Origin of the sequence: Pseudooceanicola nanhaiensis, from assembly GCF_020171315.1 — a bacterium.
Lineage (GTDB): Bacteria > Pseudomonadota > Alphaproteobacteria > Rhodobacterales > Rhodobacteraceae > Pseudooceanicola > Pseudooceanicola nanhaiensis_A.
In genome coordinates this window covers 18,585-36,429 of sequence record NZ_JAIUZP010000010.1, presented here as the reverse complement: position 1 = coordinate 36,429, position 17,845 = coordinate 18,585, and the positions used below count along the sequence as shown (strand labels likewise).

Genomic DNA, 17,845 nt, shown 5'->3' with positions numbered 1-17,845 from the left:
AACCGCTGAACCGCTGAACGCGCAGCCCCTAATGCCGCCAACAGGGCAATCCCCCACGAAGCTCAGCGCCTGCCGGGGGGGCAGGCAGGCGCTGCCCGGCCTGAGGCCGGGCGGGAGGCATCTGGAAAGCGCAGCGTGGTTGGTGAGGCTTGTGGCGTGAGGGCCCGTCGCCTCTGCCGCACGGATCATTCCGCCGCGCCAGAACCCCGCCGCCGGGGCGCCTCGCAAGGATCGAAACCCGCCGTCAGGGGTCAGCGTCCCTGACGGCAGTTCCTCCCCTATCCTGCCCTTGTCCTGCCCCTATCCCGCCGGGAACATCAGCTCCAGCCGCTCGCGCCAGAGCTTGCCCGTGGTCCAGCCTTCGAGGTCATGGCCCGACAGCTCCTCCCACGGCTTGCACTGTACGCAGCCCCAGACCAGCGCCACGTTGCAGGAGACCGAGGGGATCAGCCCCTCCTCCGCCCCGGCGATCATCGGGTAGAGCGTGGCCATGCCGGTCCCCAGCATCAGCACCGCATCCGCGCCGCTGCGCGACAGCTCGCGGTAGGCCTGCAACACGCCCGGGCCGGTCATGGCATAGATCGGGTGGAAGGCCTCGGTCTCCAGCGCGGGACCGGACTTGGCCACCACCTCGAAGCCGAAGCTCTCCCAGTAGGGCGTGGACTTCTCGTTGAGGCTCTCGGGGTACGGCGTCAGCAGGGCGATCTTCTTTGCCCCCATCTCGCGCAGCGCCGCGACCGAGGCGAGCGCTGCCGTCAGGAAGGGCAGCCCCCGGGCGGTCTGGACCTCGTCGACACGCTTGGCCTCTTCCGCCCCGCCGATCAGGTAGGACGCCCCGGTGCAGGCCGCGGCCAGCACGTCGACCGGCGCATTGGCGAACTGGCCCGAGGTCTCGGTGAACTTGGTGGTGTAATCCACCAGCCGCTTCTCGATCGTGTCCTTGTCCGAGGTCAGCCGCGCGTTCAGCATCGACCAGTGGGCCGGCAGCAGGGACCAGAGCTCGGGCTCGACCGTGGTATTGGCCTGCGGGGTCAGGACCCCGATGGTGCCCGCGTTACCGTATTCTCTCACAGCCATCCCATTGCTCCCGGAAGCCAGAGGCTGAGCGCCGGGAAGGTGATCAGGACCACCAGACGCGCGACGTCAGCGAAGATGAAGGGCACCACGCCCCGGAAGATCGTGCTGAGCGGCAGGTCCTTGGCCATGCCGTGCAGGACGAAGACGTTGATCCCGATGGGCGGGGTGATCATGCCCAGTTCGATCACCACGATGTTGATCACGCCCCACCAGACCGGATCGTAGCCGAGGCCGAGGATCAGCGGGTAGACGAAGGGCAGCGTCAGCACCATGGCGGCGATCGTGTCGAAGATCGCGCCGAGGATCAGGTAGAAGAGCATCAGCAGCATCAGCACGAGGAAGGGCGGCAGGCCGAGGCCCTGGATCCAGCTCACCGTTGCCGCGGGCAGGCCCGACAGCGTGGCGAAGTAGGAAAAGACCGAGGCGCCGATGATCATGACGAAGATCATGCCGGTGTTGGCCGCCGTGTCGCCAAGCGCCGCGAGGAAGTTCTTCACCGTCAGGCGGCGCCGGAAGATCGCCAGCAGCAGCGCGACGGAGGCCCCGACCGAGGCCGCCTCGGACACGGTGAAGATGCCGGAGTAGATGCCGCCCGACACCATGACCGCCAGCAGGACCACGGCCCAGCTCTGGATCGTCACCCGGCGGCGTTCAGCCCAAGGGGCCTTCTCGCCCACGGGGGCGGCCTCGGGGTTGCGGCGCACGACGATGAAGACGGCGATGAAATAGAAGACCACCGCGATGACGCCCGGCACGATGGCCGCGAGGAAGAGCGCGATGATCGAGTTCTCGGTCAGGATGCCGTAGAGGATCATCACCACCGAAGGCGGCACGATCATGCCCAGCGTCCCGCCGGCAGCGATGGAGCCCGCGGCCAGCGACTTGGCATAGCCGCGTTCCAGCATCTCGGGCAGCGCGATGCGCGCCATGGTCGCCGCCGTCGCCACGGAGGAGCCGCAGATCGCGCCGAAGCCCGCGCAGGCCCCCACCGTGGCAAAGACGAGGCCGCCGCGCAGGTGGCCGAGGTAGACATAGGCGAGCTTGTAGAGTTCGCGCGAGAGGCCGCCCACATGGGCGAAGTTGCCCATCAGCAGGAACATGGCGATCACGGCATAGCCCTCGGAGGACATGGCCGAGGAGGGCTCGGTCGCCAGCAGGGTCAGCGCGGGGCCGAAGCCGATGATCAGGCCGCAGCCCACCACGCCGGTCAGCCCCATGGCGATGCCCACGGGCACCTGCAGGACGATCAGCGCGAACATGGCGGCCAGCCCGAGCAGGCCGGTCACGAATGGATCGGAAAACATGAGGGCTTATCCTTCGAAATCGGCGAGGTCTTCTTCGGCATCGCGCAGGGCGGCGATGTCGGGCGTGTCCCCGCGCAGCGCGGCCTTGATCCACGACCAGGCCACGTAGACCTGCACCGGGACACAGACGGCCATGATGGCGGTGACGACGTACCAGTAGGGTGCCAGCGGCAGGCCGATGGTGCGGGTCGTGCGCCCGCCGCTTTCGAACTGGCCGGTGAGGCGGATGAACTGCCAGGTCAGCAGGCCAAAGAAGGCCAGCGTCAGCAGCGCGCCGAAGGCTTCCAGCGCGGCGTGCAGGCGCGGCCCGCCCAGCGTGCCGAAGACCCGGACGGTGACGTTGGTCTGGCGCAGCAGACCGGCCGGGAAGCAGCTTGCGATGACGATGGGGAAGACGACCTCCCCATAGTCCGAGAAGCCCGAGATCCGGGGCAGCCACAGGTAGCGTGCCGCCCCGTCCCAGGTGATGAGAAGCGCCATGACCACGAGCCCGGAAAAGCCGATGACGGCCGCGTTCTGGGTGATCCGGTCGATCTTCTGAGCGGTGTTCATGACGCCCTCTCTCAGCTTTCGCCGCGCATGTCGGCCAGCAGCTTGACCGCCGCGTCATAGACCGCCTGCCCGTTGGGGGTGCTGGCGATCCATTCGTCGTGGATCGGCTTGGCGGCCTCTTCGTACTTGGCCAGCTCTTCGTCGCTCAGCTCCATGATCGCGATCCGGCCCTCGGCCTTGACCTCTTCACGGATCGCGGCCCCGGCCGAGGCATAGGCCTCACCACCGGCCTCGGCGAAGGCCATGCCGCCGTGCTTCATGACGATCTCCTGCAGCTCGGGCGTCAGGCCTTCCCACTTGCGTTCGTTCATCAGCAGCAGGAAGGGGATCGCGCCGGCGGGGGCTTCGATCGCCTGATCGACCAGCGGCAGCGACTTGAAGGTCTTCATGCCGGTCCAGCCCTGGATCGCGCCATCGACCGTCCCGCGCGAGATGCCCTCGTTGAACTCGGCCGAGCTCAGCGTCTGGGGTGCCGCGCCGAGGCTTTCCAGCCACTTGGCCTGGATCGCACCGGCCGAGCGGACCTTGAGGTTGGCCAGCCCGTCGAGGCTCTCGACCGTGGTCTTCATGAAGATCGCGTTGGGTTCGGCGGCGAAGAAGCCGACGACATGCACGCCGTCAAAGCCGGTCAGCAGGCCCATCTCGTTCAGCTTCCAGCCGACGGTCGAGGCTTCCTGCGCGGTGCGGAAGAAGAAGGGCAGCTCGAAGAGGCCCATTTCCGGGAACTGGCCTGCGGTGTAGCCGGGCAGCACCCAGGTCACGTCAGCCACGCCGTTCTGCACCAGCTCGAACTGCTTGAACGGGTCCTTGCCCAGGGTGCCGCCCCAGAAGGGCTGCATCTTGACGGTGTCGCCCGCCTCGGCCTGCACGGCTTCGAGCCAGGGCTTGATGACCTTGGCCACGCCGGTGGATTGCTCGGGCACGAAGGCACCGACCTTGATCATGTCGGCGGCGACGGCGGGCGTGGACATGGCCGCGACCGCAAGGGCGACAGAGCCCGCGAAGGTTTTGAAGTAAGACATGTTTCGTTTCCCTGTTGGTTATTTATGAGGTCTTCCGATCAGGCCCAGATTGAGGCCCACATTCAGGCCCCGAAGCGTCGCAGCGCCGGCGGGATCGTCGGAATGGTCGTGGTCTTTTCTTCTGTATAGAACGCCTCGCACGAAGCGCCGCCCTCACGGCCCACGCCGGAGGTCTTGTAGCCGCCGAAGGGTGCGCGCAGCTCGCGCATCATCGGCGTGTTGACCCAGACCACGCCGGAGCGCAGGCGCGGGGTCGTCGCCATGACCGTCGGCAGGTGATCCGACCAGACATAGCTGACCAGCCCGAAGGCCGTGTCATTGGCAATCGCCACGGCCTCGTCCGCCGTGTCGAAGGGAATGAAGGTGGCGAAGGGGCCAAAGATCTCGTCCTGCGCGCAGCGGTCGGCGTTGGAATTCGCCAGCACCGCCGTGGGGGAGATGAAATAGCCCTCGCCCAGATCCTCGCGCCGGGCGCCACCCACCAGCAGCTGGCCACCGTCCTCGCGCGCCTTGTCGACGAAGCCCAGCACCCGGTTCATATGCGCCAGCGACGCCAGCGGCCCGACCTCGGTATCCCCGGCCAGCGGATCGCCGACACGGACCTTGGCCGCCCGTTCCCGGAACCGGCCCACGAAATCGTCGAAGATCGTGCGTTCCACCAGCACGCGGGAGCCGGCGAGGCACTGCTGCCCGTTGTTGGAGAAGATGCCCTGAAGCGCGCCGTCCAGCGCGCGCTCCTGATCGGCGGAGGCGAAGATGATGTTGGCCGACTTGCCGCCCAGCTCCATCGTGCAGGGCACGAGGTTGCGCCCGGCGGAGGACATGATCGCCCGGCCCGTTTCCGTCCCGCCGGTGAAGCTGACGAGGTCGACGCCGGGATGCGCGACCAGCGCGGCACCGGTCACGGCCCCGCGCCCGTTGACGATGTTCAGCACGCCCTCGGGCAGGACCTCCTGCAGCAGCTCGACCAGACGGGCTAGTGCCATCGGCGTCTGCTCGGAGGGTTTCAGCACGGCCGTGTTCCCGAAGGCGAGGGAGGCGGCGATCTTCATCGTGGCCAGTGCCACCGGCGCGTTCCACGGGGCGATCAGGGCGGCGACGCCGACCGGCTCGCGGGTCACGGTCGTCAGGTAACCCTCGGTCTGGGTATAGCTCTGCCCCGCCGACTGGCTGATGTATTCGGCGAAGAAGCGGAAGTTGTAGGCCGCCCGCGTCATGTGGCGCGCCCGCAGCTCTTCAAGGACGAGGCCGGTGGCAGCGCATTCGAGGCGGGCGAGTTCGTCCACGTTGGCGAGGATCACGGCGCGGCAGGCTTCCAGCGCCTCGATCCGCTTGGCCGTGCTCAGGCCCGGCCAGGGGCCCTTGTCGAAGGCGGCGCGGGCCGCTTCCACCGCGCGGGCGACGGAGGTTTCGTCATCCTCGGTCAGCGTGGCGATCTGGGCCCCGGTGGCCGGGTAGAAGACCGGCAGGTCGATCCCGCCGCCGAGGCTGGCCGTCCCGTTCACGAGGCCGGTGATGCGTTCGGGCGGCTGGATGGGAAGGTCAAAACTCATGTCAGGTCTTTCATGGCATGTAGGCGCCGCCGTTGATGTGCAGGATCTGGCCCGTGATGTAGCCAGCCGCATCCGACAGCAGGAAGAGAATGGGTTGAGTGATGTCCGCGGGCTGCGCGATGCGGCCCATGGGAATGTTCGCGCCGTAGGCCTTGGTGTCGAACCGGCTGGGCGCCGCCTCGTCCGAGCGGCCCGTGCCGCCGGTGAGGAAGGCGGTTTCCACCGCCGAGGGCGCGACGCAATTGACCCGCACGTCGGGGGCCAGTTCCAGCGCCAGTTGCTTGGTCAGCATGGCGACGCCCGCCTTGGAAAGCGCATAGGGCCCGTAGCCCGGGCGCGCGAAGTGACCGAGGCCAGAGCCCGTCATCACCAGCGCGCCGCCCGGCGCGATATGGGGCACCAGCGCCTTGGCCGCGAGGAAGGCCGAGTGCAGGTTGCCCTCCATCGCCGCGGCCCAGTCGGCGGCGTCGTGGTCCATCACCGGCAGCGCCTCGGTCACGTAGCCACAGAGGTTCACGACCCCGGCCAGCTGAGGCAGCTGCGCGGCGGCGGCGGCGAGGCTGTCCTCGCTGGTGGCATCGACGGCGATGCAGGTGACGCCCTCCAGCGGGTGGGCCTCGATCGAACGCGGCAGGTCCAGCACGATGGGCGTGTAGCCTGCCGCCTGTGCGTCGCGCACCAGCTGGCGGCCGATGCCGCCGCAGCCGCCAAGGATGGCCAATGCGCGGGTCATGCCAGCTCTGCCATGCGGCGCAGCCCGCTGATCATGGAGGAGCGCAGCAGGAACTCCCGCGCCTTCGCCGGGTCGGCCGAGATGCCCTGAAGCCGGCGCAGGTGGTTGAGGCGCTCTTCCGGGTCGGTGGTGTTCATGCGGCGGCGGTTCTCGTCCGCCTGCGCGAGGATGTCATCCCGGGCGATCGGGCGGCGCTGCGCCTCGTAGAGGTCGAGCAGCGCGTCGCTCTCGCCCGCCGCCACGGCGGCCAGCTTCTCGGCGAGGTTGAAGGCGTCATGCACGCCGCCGTTCAGCCCCATGCCGCCCTTGGGGCTGTTGAGGTGCGCCGCATCCCCGCAGAGGAACATCATCCCCTTGCGGTAGGTCGATGCGACGCGACGATGGACGCGGTAGACGCGTTTCTCCTCGATATCGATGTCCCCGGCCTCGGGCACCACGGCGCGGGTCTGGGCGCGGATGGATGCGTCGGACAGCGCGTCCTCGACGTCCTGCCCCTCCTGCGGATGCAGCGAGACGCGCCAGAGATCGGGCAGACGCAGCAGCGAATAGGTGCCGCCCGGCTTCCAGATGTAGTTCACGCCCGACAGCCCTTCGAGGTGTTCTTCGAAGGGGAAATGCGTGGTCACGAGGATCGTGCTTTCCGGGTAGGTCGTACCTTCGAACTCGGCCCCCACGGCCTTGCGCACGAGGCTGCGCGCCCCGTCACAGCCGACGATGGCCCAACCGCGATGCTCCTCGCCATTGGCCACCAGCCGCACGCCCGAGGCATCCTGCGACACTTCCGTCACCTCGGCGCCGAACTGCACCGTGCCTTCGGGTAGCAGGGCGTAGACGGCGCGGCTCAGCTCGGCCTGGCGGCACTGCAGGCGATAGGGATGGTCGGTGTCATCCTTCAACACGGCAAGATCGAATTCCGCCTTCTCGCCGGTGGACTGCATGCGGATCTGCCAGGTCGGCGTGATCCGCCCCTTGTCGATCAGCTTTTGCGTGATTCCCGCGGGCGCCAGCATGTCCAGCGTCGGCGGATGGAAGGTGGAGGCCCGGAGCTGGTCGGAAATCTCGGCATCTGCCTCGAAAACCTTCACGTCGAGCCCGGCCTCGACCAGACGCCATGCAAGGGTCAGCCCCACCGGCCCTGCGCCCACGATCAGGATTGTCTTCTGCGCCAAGGGCCTCTTTCCTCTAATTTTCAGGCATCCGGCTGGGCCGGCACCAGTTTGTCATAATGTTATGCCAATAAGCCATTTCATTTGGTCTATAGATATATCATTATGTCAACGATAAAGATGAGACAGGCAGACAGCTTCAGCAGGGACAGATCGTGACAGCCCAAAATAGCGCCACCCTCGATCCGGGCTCTCCGGTCCCGCTCTACCAGCAGCTCTACCTCCTGCTGCGCAGCCAGATACATGGCGGCGCCCTGCAGCCCGGCGACAAGATCATGGGCGAGGCGGAGCTCTGCGAGGCCTATGACGTGTCGCGGATCACGGCCAAGCGGGCGCTCAACGAGCTGGCCGATACCGGGCTGGTGATCCGCAAGCGCGGCAGCGGCACGCGGGTGACCGACCGGCTGCCGCCGCAGCCGCTGAAGGCCAGTATCGACGGGCTGCTGGAAAAGGTGGGCGAGATGGGGCGCAACACCGCCGTGCGCGTCCTCTCCTCTGCCCTGATGCCTGCCCCGCCTGAAATCCGCGCGGCGCTCAACCTGCCCGAGGGCGCGCGCGCCCTGCAATCGCGCCGCGTCCGCTCGCTGAACGATCAGAGCGTCTCCTTCCTCGAGGCCTGGATCCCCGAGGATGTGGCCGAGGGCGCCGCGCTGGAGGCCGAAAGCCCCACGCCGATGCTGTTGCAGTTGGAGCGCGCGGGGATTTCCGTCAGCTCCGCCACCCAGACGATCACCGCCACGCTGGCCGACGCGCTGAGTGCCGCCGCGCTGGATGTGCCCATGGGTGCGCCGCTCATCGACACGCGGCGCGTGGTCTTCGATGCGCAGGACCGCCCGGTGGAATTCATCCGCGTCCTCTACCGGCCCGAGCTCTACCAGATCGAAGTGGCGATGCGCCGGGTGCAGGGCGACAACGGCGCCGCCTGGGTGCCCCGCCCCACCGGACGCCCGGAAGGACGCCCCGACCGCCCCGGCGCGCCCGCGGCAAAGGCCCCTAAGACGCCATAACCCGGTCCGCGCCGGGGGGCGTCGCGTCTTCCGGGCGCAGCGCCACGACGCGCGGCCACGAAAAACGCCTCTCCCAACAAGGACCCCGACCATGAGCCACGCCATCGACCCGGCCCGCACCGCGGTGCTGACCATCGACCTGCAGAACGATTTCCTCCACCCCGAGGGGGCCTATGGCCGCGGCGGCCAGAGCGCGCCCGAGATCGCGGCCCTGCCCGACCGGGTGAAGCCGGTGATCGACGCGCTGCGGGCCAAGGGGGGCAGCTATGTCTCGGCCCAGTTCACGCTGGTGCCGCACCACGGGCGCGAGCCGCTGATCGCCCCGCACCTGAAGGCGCTGCGCCCCTTCCTCGGCCGCGGCGATTTCGAGCCGGGCAGTTTTGGCCATGACCTCGTCGACAGCCTGAAGCCCGCCGATTTCACGGTCGAGAAGATCAACTACTCCGCCTTCTACCAGACCCGGCTGGAATACGTGCTGAAGGCCATCGGGGTGGACACGCTGATCGTCGGCGGGATCGTCACCAACGGCGGCGTCGCCTCCACCCTGCGCGATGCGCACCTGCGCGGCATTCACACCGTACTGCTGTCGGATGGCTGCGCGGCGTTCTCGCAGAAGGTCCACGACGCGACGCTGGTCTCGCTGGGGTCGGTCACCGACGTGATGACCTGCGCCGAGGCGGTCGAGAAGATCACCGCCGCCTGACACTGCCCCAAATGGCCGGGGCTCCACGCGAGGCCTCGTCCCGCCGCAGCAGGGGGCATCGACCGGAGCGCCGGGCCGGGTACCCTGCCCCTAGGATGCGCATTGCCAAAGCTCTGCGCCCTGCCTAGCGTCCCGGCCATGCGCCAAGCCCCCGCCCACACCGAAGACCGCCCCCTGCTCGGCATCCTGCTGATGCTGGGCTTCTGCATCACCGCGCCGCTCGGCGATGCGCTTGCCAAGATCCTCGGCGCCTATGCGCCGCTCTGGCCGCTGGTCTTCCTGCGGTTCTTCCTGCAGGCGGTCTTCCTGACGCCCGTGGTGCTGATCACCGGGCGCGACTGGCGCTATCGCGGGCGGCTGCTGAAGCTCTCGGTGTTGCGGACGCTGCTGCATATCGTGGGCATCACCATGATGTTCACGGCCCTGCGCTACATGCCGCTGGCCGATACGATCGCGATTGCCTTCGTCATGCCCTTCATCCTGCTGCTGCTCGGCAAGGTCTTCCTGAACGAGGAAGTCGGGCCGCGCCGCCTGATCGCCTGCGCCGTGGGCTTTGCCGGCACGCTGCTGGTGATCCAGCCCAGCTTTGCCGAGGTCGGGCTGATCGCCCTGCTGCCGCTGGGGGTCGCGGTGAGCTTTGCGCTCTTCATGCTGGTGACGCGGCAGGTGGCGAAACAGACCGACGCGGTGACGCTGCAGGTCGTCTCGGGCTGGATCGCCTGCCTCGTGACGCTGCCGCCGGTGCTTGCGGGAAGCGTCTTTGGCGTCGAGTCGCTGGCGCTGCCGATGCCCGACCTGACGACCGGCGCCCTGATCCTGCTGCTGGGGCTACTGGGCACCGGCGGGCACCTGCTGATGACCAGCTCGCTCAAGTTCGCCCCGGCCGCCACGCTGGCGCCGATGCAGTACCTCGAGATCCCGATGGCGACGCTCTACGGGCTGATCCTCTTCAGCGACCTGCCGGACGGGCGGGCCGCCGTCGGCATCGCGATCACCGTGGGCGCCGGCCTCTATGTCATCTGGCGCGAGCGGGCCATTGCGCAGGCGCGGCCATCAGCGCCCGGGCCGATCCCGCCAGCGCCGCCCGCGGCCTGATCAGCAGCATCAGGGGTGCGTCGACCTCGATCACCACGCGCCCTGCCGTCACCCGGTTCGAGGTGCCGCCGCGCCCGGCGGGCGTCATGGCGATGCCGTCGATGGGCCATTCCAGCCCCTCCGAGCGGCCCATTACCGGCCCCAGCGGAAACAGTGAAAGGAACTCGCCCGGGGTCGCCTCCAGCTCCAGCCGGGGGGGCATCAGGCAGACGCAATCCTCGGGCCCGGCCAGCAGGCAGCGCCGGTCCGCGTGGCGCGCCAGCACGGTAAACGCGGCCAGCTGGTGATCCATCCGCGCTCCATGAAATCCGACACCGATGATCAGCGGCGCCGCGATGCTGCGCAGGGCCTTGTCGAAGTCCGTGGTCTCCTGCTCGGTGATTCCGTGAATCGATCCGGGCGGAATTGCGGCACGTCCGGCGGCACTTAGGCTGTCCATGTCGCCGATGACCGCCTGCGGCACGACCCCGTGGGCCAGCGCCACGTCGGCCCCGCCATCGGCGGCGGCCACCGGACCGCAGAGCGCCAGAACGTCATTAACCACGGTTTTTTCGGCACCGGCGCCGCCGAAAAGAGCCACGGGCCGGTCAGAAGTCACGATCGCGTTGGGCATGGCCCTTCCTGCCCTCAATGGACTCGAAACACAATATCGTCACAAAATGACACCGGATGCACCATAGATTCGGGCAGGTTGGACAGCATTGTCCTCGCTATCGAAACCGGACGTTGAAGTCGCGGATTGTTCCAAGAAACGCATTAGAAGCGAGATTGAACAGTGGTAGAGTCAAACAAGATCCTCACGGTGTCGTATGGCACGTTCTCGTGCACCCTCGAGGGGTTTGACGACGCCTTCGACATGATGAAATCCATCGCGGAATACTTCCGTGATCTGGCAGCGGACGACCGGTATTTCGGTGCGGAACCGCCGACCCCCGACCCCGAGCTGATCGCCCGTATCGCCGCCCGTGACGGCCACCGCGTCGAAGCCCGCGCCCAGGAAGGCGGCATCCTGCTGCGTCCCGGCCTGGCCGCTGCGGCTCCGGTGGCTGAACCGGCGGCAGAGGCCCCCGTGTCTCAGGCACCCGTGTCTCAGGCCCCGGTTTCGCAGCCTGCCCCCGCCCAACCTGCCGCAGAGCCCGTGGCGGAGGCCCCGGCCGAAGCCGAGGTTGCCGAGGCCGAGGTGGTCACCGAGGTCGCCACTGTCGCGGAGATCGCCGAAGAGGCCATCGCGGAGGACATCGCCGAGGCGCTGATCGAAGAGGTCACCGAAGAGACCGCCGAAGCAGACGATCTGCCCGAAGTGCCCGAGGAAGACGTCGTCGCAGAGGCCGCCATCGCCGATGCGCAGGAAGACGTCCTCGAAGACACCGCGCAGGACGACGCGATCTTCAGCGCCGCCATCGAAAGCGCCCTGTCCGAAAGCACCGACAACCTCTGGGATGACGCCCTCGCCCACAGCGCCGAGGACGACACCGCCGAGGAAGAAGACTTCGACGCCCTCGATGCCGAGGACGACCTGCTCTTCGGCGACGATGACGAAGAGGAGAACGTGCTTGCCGCGGCGCTCGAGGAAGAGGCCGCCCCGGCCCCGGCCATCGACAATTCCGTCGCCGCCAAGCTGCAGCGCATCCGCGCCGTGGTGGCCCGTCAGCCCGCCGAGATCACCGAGGCCGAAGCCTATATCGAGGACGAGGACGCCGAGGAGATCGAGGACGAGGTCGCCGTTGCCGCCATGCAGGCCGCCGAGACGATGGACATGGTCGAGGCCGAGGAGGAGATCCTCTCCGTCGAGACCGAAGAGGTGATCGAAGAGGACGACCTCGAGGAGGCCGAACTGGCCGGTGACGACGGCTTCTTCGACGAGGACGACTACGAAGAGATCGACGCCGAAGCCGACTACGAGGAAGACATCGCCGCTGCCGAGGAAGCCCCGGCACCGGACGAGGATCCCGCCACCGGCTGGGCCCGCGTGATGAAGGTCAAGCGCAGCGATCTGGAAGGCGGCGCTCCGCGTGCCAGCCGCCCCGTCGTCGTGCCCGCCGTCGCCGCCCCGGTTGTCGAGGAAACGATCGAAGAGCCGGTCGCCGAGGAGATGATCGCCGAGGCAGTCGCCGAGGAACTGGTCGCTGAAGAGATGATCGCCGAGGAAGAGGTGCTGGCCGATGAGGCCCCCGTCTTCGCGGAAGAGATGACCGAGGTCGACGCCGTCGAGGAGGCGCCCGAGGCGCTGCCCGAAACGCTTGAGGCCGAGGAAGAGGTCGAAGCCGCCTTCGACGACGAAGCCGAAGACGAGGATGCGTTCGAAGGCTACGACGCCGAGATCAGCACCCTCTCCTCCGAGGACGAGGCCGAGCTGCGCGAAGCCCTGCGTCACATCCACGAAGACTCGCTGGCCGCCGAGACCCCCGACCTGGTCGAGGAAGAGCTCTACGCCGAGGACCTCGAGGAAGACGACGCCTACGCCGAGGACGAGATCGTCGCGGAAGACGAGAACGCGGATGAGGCCGTCGCAGAGGAAGTCGCAGAGGAAGAAGCCTACGACGACACGCCCTTCGTGGCGACGCAGGACAGCCGCATCGACGCATGGGCCGAGGAAGACGAAGCCTACGATGAGGCTGACGCGGACTATGACGACGAGGATGACCTTGCCGCCGAGGCTGAGGACGACATCGAGGCCGAAGCACCGCTTGCCGCGGAGGCAGAGCCCGAGGAGGCCCTCGAAGAGGACGCCCCCGTGGCCGAGGAGCCCGTGGCCGAAGAAGAGCTGGCACCCGTGTCCCCGCGCCGTCCGGTTCTGGCCCGTCGCGCCCGTCTCAGCGAAGCCGCCACCGACGGCGACATGGATCGTATCCTCGCCGAGACCAACAACCAGCTGGGCGAGAGCGAAGGCAACCGCCGTCGCAGCGCCATCGCCCACCTGCGGGCGGCCGTCGCCGCGACCCGCGCCGAGAAGCAGGCCGGTTCCGATCTGGCCGCCGCGCCGAAGAAGACCGACGCCTACCGCGATGACCTCGCCCAGGTCGTGCGCCCCCGCCGCGCCCGTCCCACCGGCCAGACGCCCACGCGCCGCGCCGAGGACCGTCCCGCGCCGCTCAAGCTGGTGGCCGAGCAGCGCATCGACACGCTGGATGCCTCCCAGAAGGCCCCGGTGCGTCCGCGCCGTGTGACCATCGCCGACCTCGCCCGCCGGGTCGAGGAAGAGAACGAGGCCGAGCGTCACGAGGACGTCTCCGTCGAAGCGGCACAGGCCGGCTCCTTCTCGGAGTTCGCGGAGACCATGGGCGCCGTCGCCCTGCCCGACGTGCTGGAGGCCGCAGCCTCCTACCTGTCTTTCATCGAAGGGCGGGACCAGTTCTCGCGTCCGCAGCTGATGACCAAGGTGCGTCAGGTGGAAATGGAGGGCTTCTCCCGCGAGGACGGCCTGCGCTCCTTCGGCCAGCTGCTGCGCGAAGGCAAGATCCGCAAGGTCAAGGGCGGCCGGTTCACGGTCTCCGACCGGATCAGCTTCCGCCCGGATCAGCGCGCCGCGGGCTGAACCCCCCGATCCTTGCGAAAGGGCGCGTCCTGACGGGCGCGCCCTTTCGCATTTCCGGCTATAGCAGTCGGGCCTGCCGCAGTCTCGGCGCCAGCAATCTCTGCGGCCCTTCCGGGCAACAGCCGCCGCAGGACCGTGTCACCCCCGCAGCGACGCCATTCCCCAAGGAAAGGGCGGGCGAACAGCCGCTATCCGAACACCGGCGCGCGCCCGGCCATGTTGGCCGCGACGACCTCGCGCTGGTCACTGCCGCCAATCAGGCCAACCTGCGCGCGGCTCTCTTCCAGCAGAACCTCCTCCATCCCGGCGCCGCTCTCGGCATAGCCGATCAGCGCCTTGGCCGCGCGGATCGCGGAGGGGCTGCGCCCGGCGATGCCCTCGGCCATGGCGCGGGCGGCGGCCAGCGGGTCCTCGGCCAGCTCGGTCACAAGCCCCATGGCGAGGCCCTGCTCTGCGCTCACCGGATCGGCCGTGTAGGTCAGGCGGCGGATCACGTCGGAGCGGCAGAGCCGCGGCAGCAGGACCATGCCGCCCATGTCGGGCACGAGGCCCCATTTCATCTCCATCACGGCCAGCTTGCAGGCCGGATGGGCGATGCGGATATCCGCGCCGAGCGCCAGCTGGAAGCCCGCCCCGAAGGCCACGCCCTGAAGCGCCGCGATCACCGGCACCGGCATCTCGTGCCAGACCATCGCCACCCGCTGCATCAGGTTCGAGGCACCGTGGCTGCGCGGCATCAGCCAGTCGGAACTGTCCCGCATCAGCGCCGCCCCGAAGGAGGCCACGTCGAGCCCGGCACAGAAGGCCCGCCCCTCACCCGAAAGCACCACGGCGCGGATGTCGTCGCGCGGCAACAGCGCCTCTCCGGCCTCGACGATGGCCTCGGCCATGGCACTGTCGACGGCATTCATCTTGTCGCCCCGGGTCAGGGTGACATGGGCGACGTGATCGGTGATCTCGACGGAAACGCGGGTCATCTGGGTCCTCCTCCCGATGGGCTCAACTTGGGCGGAGCCTGTCACGGGCACCGCCGGGCGGTCCACCGGGACGTGACGGCAGAACGGTTTGTTGCAGAATGTGAACATGCCGGGGGACGAATCCGCTTGCCCGGAACGGACCTTCGGGCGTATCGCGCCTGCCATGTCTGGACCTCGTTATACCGATCTGGTTGCCGCTCTGCCCGCTTCCGTGCCCTTCGTGGGACCGGAGGAGATGGAACGCCTGCGCGGCGCGCCCTTCACCGCCCGTCTGGGCGCGAACGAGAACGTCTTCGGCCCCTCGCCCAAGGCGATTGCCGCGATGCAGGCGACCTCGGGCGAGATTTGGATGTACGGCGATCCGCTGTCGTGGGAGCTGCGTCAGGCACTGGCCGCGCACATCGGCTGCGGGGTCGAGAATATCGTCGTGGGCGAAGGCATCGACGCGCTGCTGGGCTACCTCGTGCGGCTGCTGGTGGGCCCAGGCGACGTGGTCGTCACCTCGCAGGGCGCCTATCCGACCTTCAACTACCACGTCACCGGCTTTGGCGGGACACTGGAGATGGTGCCCTACCTCGGCGACAGCGAAGACCTGCGCGCCCTGATCGCGCGCGGTGCCGAGGTGAAGGCCAAGCTGGTCTATTTCGCCAACCCCGACAACCCGATGGGCAGCTACCTGCCCGGCGCGGAGATTGCCGAGGCGCTCTCGGCCCTGCCCGAGGACACACTGCTGATCCTCGACGAGGCCTATGGTGAGTTCGCCCCCGAGGATGCCGCCCTGCCCCTGCCGATCGACGATCCGCGGGTGATCCGCATGCGGACCTTCTCCAAGGCCTATGGGATGGCCGGCGCGCGGGTGGGCTATGCCCTCGGCGCGGCGGAGCTGATCCGCAGCTTCGACAAGATCCGCAACCATTTCGGCATGAACCGGGCCGCGCAGGCCGGGGCCCTCGCGGCCCTTCAGGATGCCGACTGGCTGGCGCAGACCCGCGCTTCCGTCGCCGCGTCCCGGACGCGTATCGGCGAGATCGCCGCGGCAAACGGGCTGAGTGCCCTGCCCTCGGCCACGAACTTCGTCGCGGTGGACTGCGGCGCGGACGGGGCCTTTGCCAAGGCCGTGCTGGACGCGCTGGTTGCGCAGGGGGTCTTCGTGCGGATGCCCTTCGTGGCGCCGCAGAACCGCTGCATCCGGATTTCCTGTGGCACGCCCGCCCAGATGGACCTGCTGGCCGAGGCCCTGCCCGGCGCGCTGGACACCGCCCGCCATGCGCGGGCCGCAGAACGGACCTGAGCGATCAGCGCAGCCCCGGCACTTGATCCGGGGCCGCCTGCGGGCTTCAATCGGGCTCTCCCCTCGAAAGTCCGACCATGCACGATTCCTCCCACGCATCCGCCCCCGATTACACCACCGCGACCCTCTGGATGGGGTTCATCAACCTGCTCTGGATGCTCGGCGTCGTCTCTGCGCTCTGGGGTCTGCCGGGGCTGCTGCTGGCCGGTCTGGGGCTGAACCACCTCATCACCCTGCTGGACCGCCGCCGGTCCGCGCGCGACTGAGGCCTGCGCCACCAAGAATTTTCGAAAATTCTTGGGAAAAGTCTTCGAAGAGTTTTCTGCGCTTGCGGTACGTGATGCGCCCCTGGCGGGGGTCTCCGGAAAATGCGCATTTTCCGGTCCGGAATTTTGAAAATTTCCGGGGGCTCTGCCCCCTTGCTCCGCAGGGCGGCGTACTTCCCCGGAGTATCTGACGAAAGATGAAGGGGGGCGGCGTGCCCCCCTCTATGCTGTCAGCCCGCGGCGATGACCTTGGCGGCGGCACTCAGCGCGCCTGCGCCATGGGGGATGTCGAGCGCGGTGAGACCCGCCTCGATCGTGCCCAGCGTGCCCAGCATCACGTGGGCGTTCAGGTGCCCCATATGGCCGATGCGGAAGAAGCCCGCCGCCTCGGCGCTGCCGCGCGGGGCCATGCCAAGGCCGATGCCGAGCGTCAGGCCCGCCTCCTCCGCGCACCATTTGCGCAGCCGTTCGCCCTTGTCACCGCCCAGCGACAGCGCGGTCACCGCGCGGGAGCGGTGCGCGGGATCGGCCACGTTCATGGTGAGCGGGCCACCCTGGCCCCAGGCATCGCAGGCGGCCCAGAGGGCGCGGGCAAGGCTGTCGTGGCGGGCCCAAACGTTCTCCATCCCCTCGCCATGCATGATGTCGAGCGCGGCGCGCAGGCCGAAGAGGTGGTGGGTGGGCGAGGTGCCGCCGAAGTATTCGGCCACGTAGGCCGGCTCGGAGCGCGGCTTCCAGTCCCAGTAAAGCGACACGCGCTCGACTTTCTCGCGTGCTTCCTTGGCCTTGGGGCCGAAGAAGACGAAGCCGAGGCCCGGGGGCACCATGAGGCCCTTCTGGGACCCGGTGATCGCGATATCCACGCCCCAGGCGTCCATTTCGAACCGGTCGCAGGCCATGGAGGCGATGCAATCGGCCATCAGCAGCGCCGGGTGGCCAGCGGCGTCGATGGCGGCGCGGACCGAGGGCACATCGTTCAGGATCGAGGTGGCGGTGTCCACGTGGTTCACCAGCACGGCCTTGATCTCGTGGTTGGTGTCGGCGCGCAGGGCATCCTCGATCTTCTGGGCGTCGAGCGGCGCCTTGAGCCCGAAGTCGAGCACCTGCACATCGGCCCCCACGCCTGCCGCCTGCCCGGCCCAGCCGTGGCCGAAACGGCCCGTGGCCGCCACCAGCACCTTGTCACCGGGGTTGATGACGTTGACGAGCGAGGCTTCCCAGACCGCGTGACCGTTGCCGATATAGATCGTCGCCGCGTGTTCCGTGCGGGCCACCTTGCGCAGGTCGGGGATCAGCCCTTCGACGAGGGTGACAATATCGCCTTCGTAGATGTTGGGCGCGGCGCGGTGCATGGCCTGCAGCACTGCATCGGGCATGATCGAGGGACCCGGGATGGCAAGATGCGTGCGGCCGTTGGCAAGAGACATTTCAACCTCGTGGAAATCATGGAGCGCGGACACCATTAGCCCGAAGCGGCGCCGCGTCAATCGCCCGCGCCATGCTTGCCATGCAGGGCAGCCTTCCTTAGATGGATGCAGCCCGTCAGAGGGCAGAAGCAGCCACG

At 68.3% G+C, this 17,845-nt stretch carries 16 protein-coding genes; 6 read left to right on the top strand and 10 right to left on the bottom strand.

The window, feature by feature from the left end:
• Positions 1 to 300 precede the first annotated feature (300 nt).
• From LCM32_RS16750 to LCM32_RS16720, 7 genes are all read right to left on the bottom strand, one after another.
• Positions 301 to 1,077 carry an aspartate/glutamate racemase family protein gene (locus tag LCM32_RS16750; protein ID WP_224822241.1) on the bottom strand — a complete coding sequence of 259 codons (777 nt, stop codon included), beginning with the start codon at positions 1,075 to 1,077 and terminating at the stop codon, positions 301 to 303.
• Complete coding sequence (locus LCM32_RS16745; RefSeq protein WP_224822240.1) at positions 1,068 to 2,381, bottom strand: TRAP transporter large permease; 1,314 nt, start codon at positions 2,379 to 2,381, stop codon at positions 1,068 to 1,070. The genes LCM32_RS16750 and LCM32_RS16745 overlap by 10 nt, the downstream gene beginning before the upstream one ends.
• Before the next feature lie 6 nt (positions 2,382 to 2,387).
• Positions 2,388 to 2,933 carry a TRAP transporter small permease gene (locus LCM32_RS16740; RefSeq protein WP_224822239.1) on the bottom strand — a complete coding sequence of 182 codons (546 nt, stop codon included), beginning with the start codon at positions 2,931 to 2,933 and terminating at the stop codon, positions 2,388 to 2,390.
• 11 nt (positions 2,934 to 2,944) lie between these two features.
• On the bottom strand, positions 2,945 to 3,955 hold the full coding sequence (locus tag LCM32_RS16735) for a TRAP transporter substrate-binding protein (RefSeq protein WP_224822238.1): 1,011 nt from the start codon (positions 3,953 to 3,955) through the stop codon (positions 2,945 to 2,947).
• A gap of 62 nt (positions 3,956 to 4,017) precedes the next feature.
• Positions 4,018 to 5,508, bottom strand: a complete 1,491-nt coding sequence (locus tag LCM32_RS16730) for an aldehyde dehydrogenase (protein ID WP_224822237.1) — start codon at positions 5,506 to 5,508, stop codon at positions 4,018 to 4,020.
• A gap of 10 nt (positions 5,509 to 5,518) precedes the next feature.
• Positions 5,519 to 6,241: an SDR family NAD(P)-dependent oxidoreductase gene (locus tag LCM32_RS16725; protein WP_224822236.1), complete on the bottom strand. Its 723-nt coding sequence runs from the start codon at positions 6,239 to 6,241 to the stop codon at positions 5,519 to 5,521.
• A complete protein-coding gene (locus LCM32_RS16720) occupies positions 6,238 to 7,410 on the bottom strand; it encodes an FAD-dependent oxidoreductase (protein ID WP_224822235.1) in 1,173 nt (390 codons plus the stop codon). The genes LCM32_RS16725 and LCM32_RS16720 overlap by 4 nt, the downstream gene beginning before the upstream one ends.
• Before the next feature lie 152 nt (positions 7,411 to 7,562).
• On the opposite strand from LCM32_RS16720, the gene LCM32_RS22120 reads away from it, so the two are divergent.
• From LCM32_RS22120 to LCM32_RS16705, 3 genes are all read left to right on the top strand, one after another.
• On the top strand, positions 7,563 to 8,414 hold the full coding sequence (locus LCM32_RS22120; RefSeq protein WP_224822234.1) for a GntR family transcriptional regulator: 852 nt from the start codon (positions 7,563 to 7,565) through the stop codon (positions 8,412 to 8,414).
• Between the two features lie 91 nt (positions 8,415 to 8,505).
• Positions 8,506 to 9,117 carry a cysteine hydrolase family protein gene (locus tag LCM32_RS16710; protein ID WP_224822233.1) on the top strand — a complete coding sequence of 204 codons (612 nt, stop codon included), beginning with the start codon at positions 8,506 to 8,508 and terminating at the stop codon, positions 9,115 to 9,117.
• 138 nt (positions 9,118 to 9,255) lie between these two features.
• Positions 9,256 to 10,212: a DMT family transporter gene (locus LCM32_RS16705; RefSeq protein WP_224822232.1), complete on the top strand. Its 957-nt coding sequence runs from the start codon at positions 9,256 to 9,258 to the stop codon at positions 10,210 to 10,212.
• On the opposite strand, the gene LCM32_RS16700 is transcribed toward LCM32_RS16705, so the two are convergent.
• The gene (locus tag LCM32_RS16700; RefSeq protein WP_224822231.1) at positions 10,133 to 10,825 is read right to left on the bottom strand and encodes a thiamine diphosphokinase; all 693 of its coding nucleotides are present in this window, start codon (positions 10,823 to 10,825) and stop codon (positions 10,133 to 10,135) included. The two genes, LCM32_RS16705 and LCM32_RS16700, sit on opposite strands and share 80 nt — an antisense overlap.
• A gap of 189 nt (positions 10,826 to 11,014) precedes the next feature.
• Here LCM32_RS16700 and LCM32_RS16695 point away from each other — a divergent pair, with 189 nt between their 5' ends.
• A complete protein-coding gene (locus LCM32_RS16695; protein ID WP_224822230.1) occupies positions 11,015 to 13,747 on the top strand; it encodes a hypothetical protein in 2,733 nt (910 codons plus the stop codon).
• Positions 13,748 to 13,935: 188 nt separating this feature from the next.
• Here LCM32_RS16695 and LCM32_RS16690 read toward each other — a convergent pair whose 3' ends face one another.
• On the bottom strand, positions 13,936 to 14,724 hold the full coding sequence (locus LCM32_RS16690; protein WP_224822229.1) for a crotonase/enoyl-CoA hydratase family protein: 789 nt from the start codon (positions 14,722 to 14,724) through the stop codon (positions 13,936 to 13,938).
• 163 nt (positions 14,725 to 14,887) lie between these two features.
• Here LCM32_RS16690 and LCM32_RS16685 point away from each other — a divergent pair, with 163 nt between their 5' ends.
• Together LCM32_RS16685 and LCM32_RS16680 are read left to right on the top strand one after the other, a co-directional pair.
• Positions 14,888 to 16,015: a pyridoxal phosphate-dependent aminotransferase gene (locus LCM32_RS16685; protein ID WP_224822228.1), complete on the top strand. Its 1,128-nt coding sequence runs from the start codon at positions 14,888 to 14,890 to the stop codon at positions 16,013 to 16,015.
• A 77-nt stretch (positions 16,016 to 16,092) separates the two neighbouring features.
• Positions 16,093 to 16,281: a histidinol phosphate aminotransferase gene (locus LCM32_RS16680; protein WP_224822227.1), complete on the top strand. Its 189-nt coding sequence runs from the start codon at positions 16,093 to 16,095 to the stop codon at positions 16,279 to 16,281.
• Positions 16,282 to 16,511: 230 nt separating this feature from the next.
• Here the strand turns inward: LCM32_RS16680 and LCM32_RS16675 are convergent, their stop codons facing one another.
• Positions 16,512 to 17,708 (bottom strand): pyridoxal-phosphate-dependent aminotransferase family protein, encoded by a 1,197-nt coding sequence (locus tag LCM32_RS16675; RefSeq protein WP_224822226.1) that lies wholly within the window; start codon positions 17,706 to 17,708, stop codon positions 16,512 to 16,514.
• Positions 17,709 to 17,845: the final 137 nt, after the last annotated feature.

What these genes read in the sequence shown, in the direction of transcription:
- LCM32_RS16740 (WP_224822239.1), bottom strand. Translation starts at nt 2,933, where the DNA reads ATGAACACCGCTCAGAAGATCGACCGGATCACCCAGAACGCGGCCGTC.
- LCM32_RS16685 (WP_224822228.1), top strand. Translation starts at nt 14,888, where the DNA reads ATGTCTGGACCTCGTTATACCGATCTGGTTGCCGCTCTGCCCGCTTCC.
- LCM32_RS16675 (WP_224822226.1), bottom strand. Translation starts at nt 17,708, where the DNA reads ATGTCTCTTGCCAACGGCCGCACGCATCTTGCCATCCCGGGTCCCTCG.
- LCM32_RS16700 (WP_224822231.1), bottom strand. Translation starts at nt 10,825, where the DNA reads ATGCCCAACGCGATCGTGACTTCTGACCGGCCCGTGGCTCTTTTCGGC.
- LCM32_RS16680 (WP_224822227.1), top strand. Translation starts at nt 16,093, where the DNA reads ATGCACGATTCCTCCCACGCATCCGCCCCCGATTACACCACCGCGACC.
- LCM32_RS16705 (WP_224822232.1), top strand. Translation starts at nt 9,256, where the DNA reads ATGCGCCAAGCCCCCGCCCACACCGAAGACCGCCCCCTGCTCGGCATC.
- LCM32_RS16730 (WP_224822237.1), bottom strand. Translation starts at nt 5,508, where the DNA reads ATGAGTTTTGACCTTCCCATCCAGCCGCCCGAACGCATCACCGGCCTC.
- LCM32_RS16725 (WP_224822236.1), bottom strand. Translation starts at nt 6,241, where the DNA reads ATGACCCGCGCATTGGCCATCCTTGGCGGCTGCGGCGGCATCGGCCGC.
- LCM32_RS16745 (WP_224822240.1), bottom strand. Translation starts at nt 2,381, where the DNA reads ATGTTTTCCGATCCATTCGTGACCGGCCTGCTCGGGCTGGCCGCCATG.
- LCM32_RS16710 (WP_224822233.1), top strand. Translation starts at nt 8,506, where the DNA reads ATGAGCCACGCCATCGACCCGGCCCGCACCGCGGTGCTGACCATCGAC.
- LCM32_RS16750 (WP_224822241.1), bottom strand. Translation starts at nt 1,077, where the DNA reads ATGGCTGTGAGAGAATACGGTAACGCGGGCACCATCGGGGTCCTGACC.
- LCM32_RS16735 (WP_224822238.1), bottom strand. Translation starts at nt 3,955, where the DNA reads ATGTCTTACTTCAAAACCTTCGCGGGCTCTGTCGCCCTTGCGGTCGCG.
- LCM32_RS16690 (WP_224822229.1), bottom strand. Translation starts at nt 14,724, where the DNA reads ATGACCCGCGTTTCCGTCGAGATCACCGATCACGTCGCCCATGTCACC.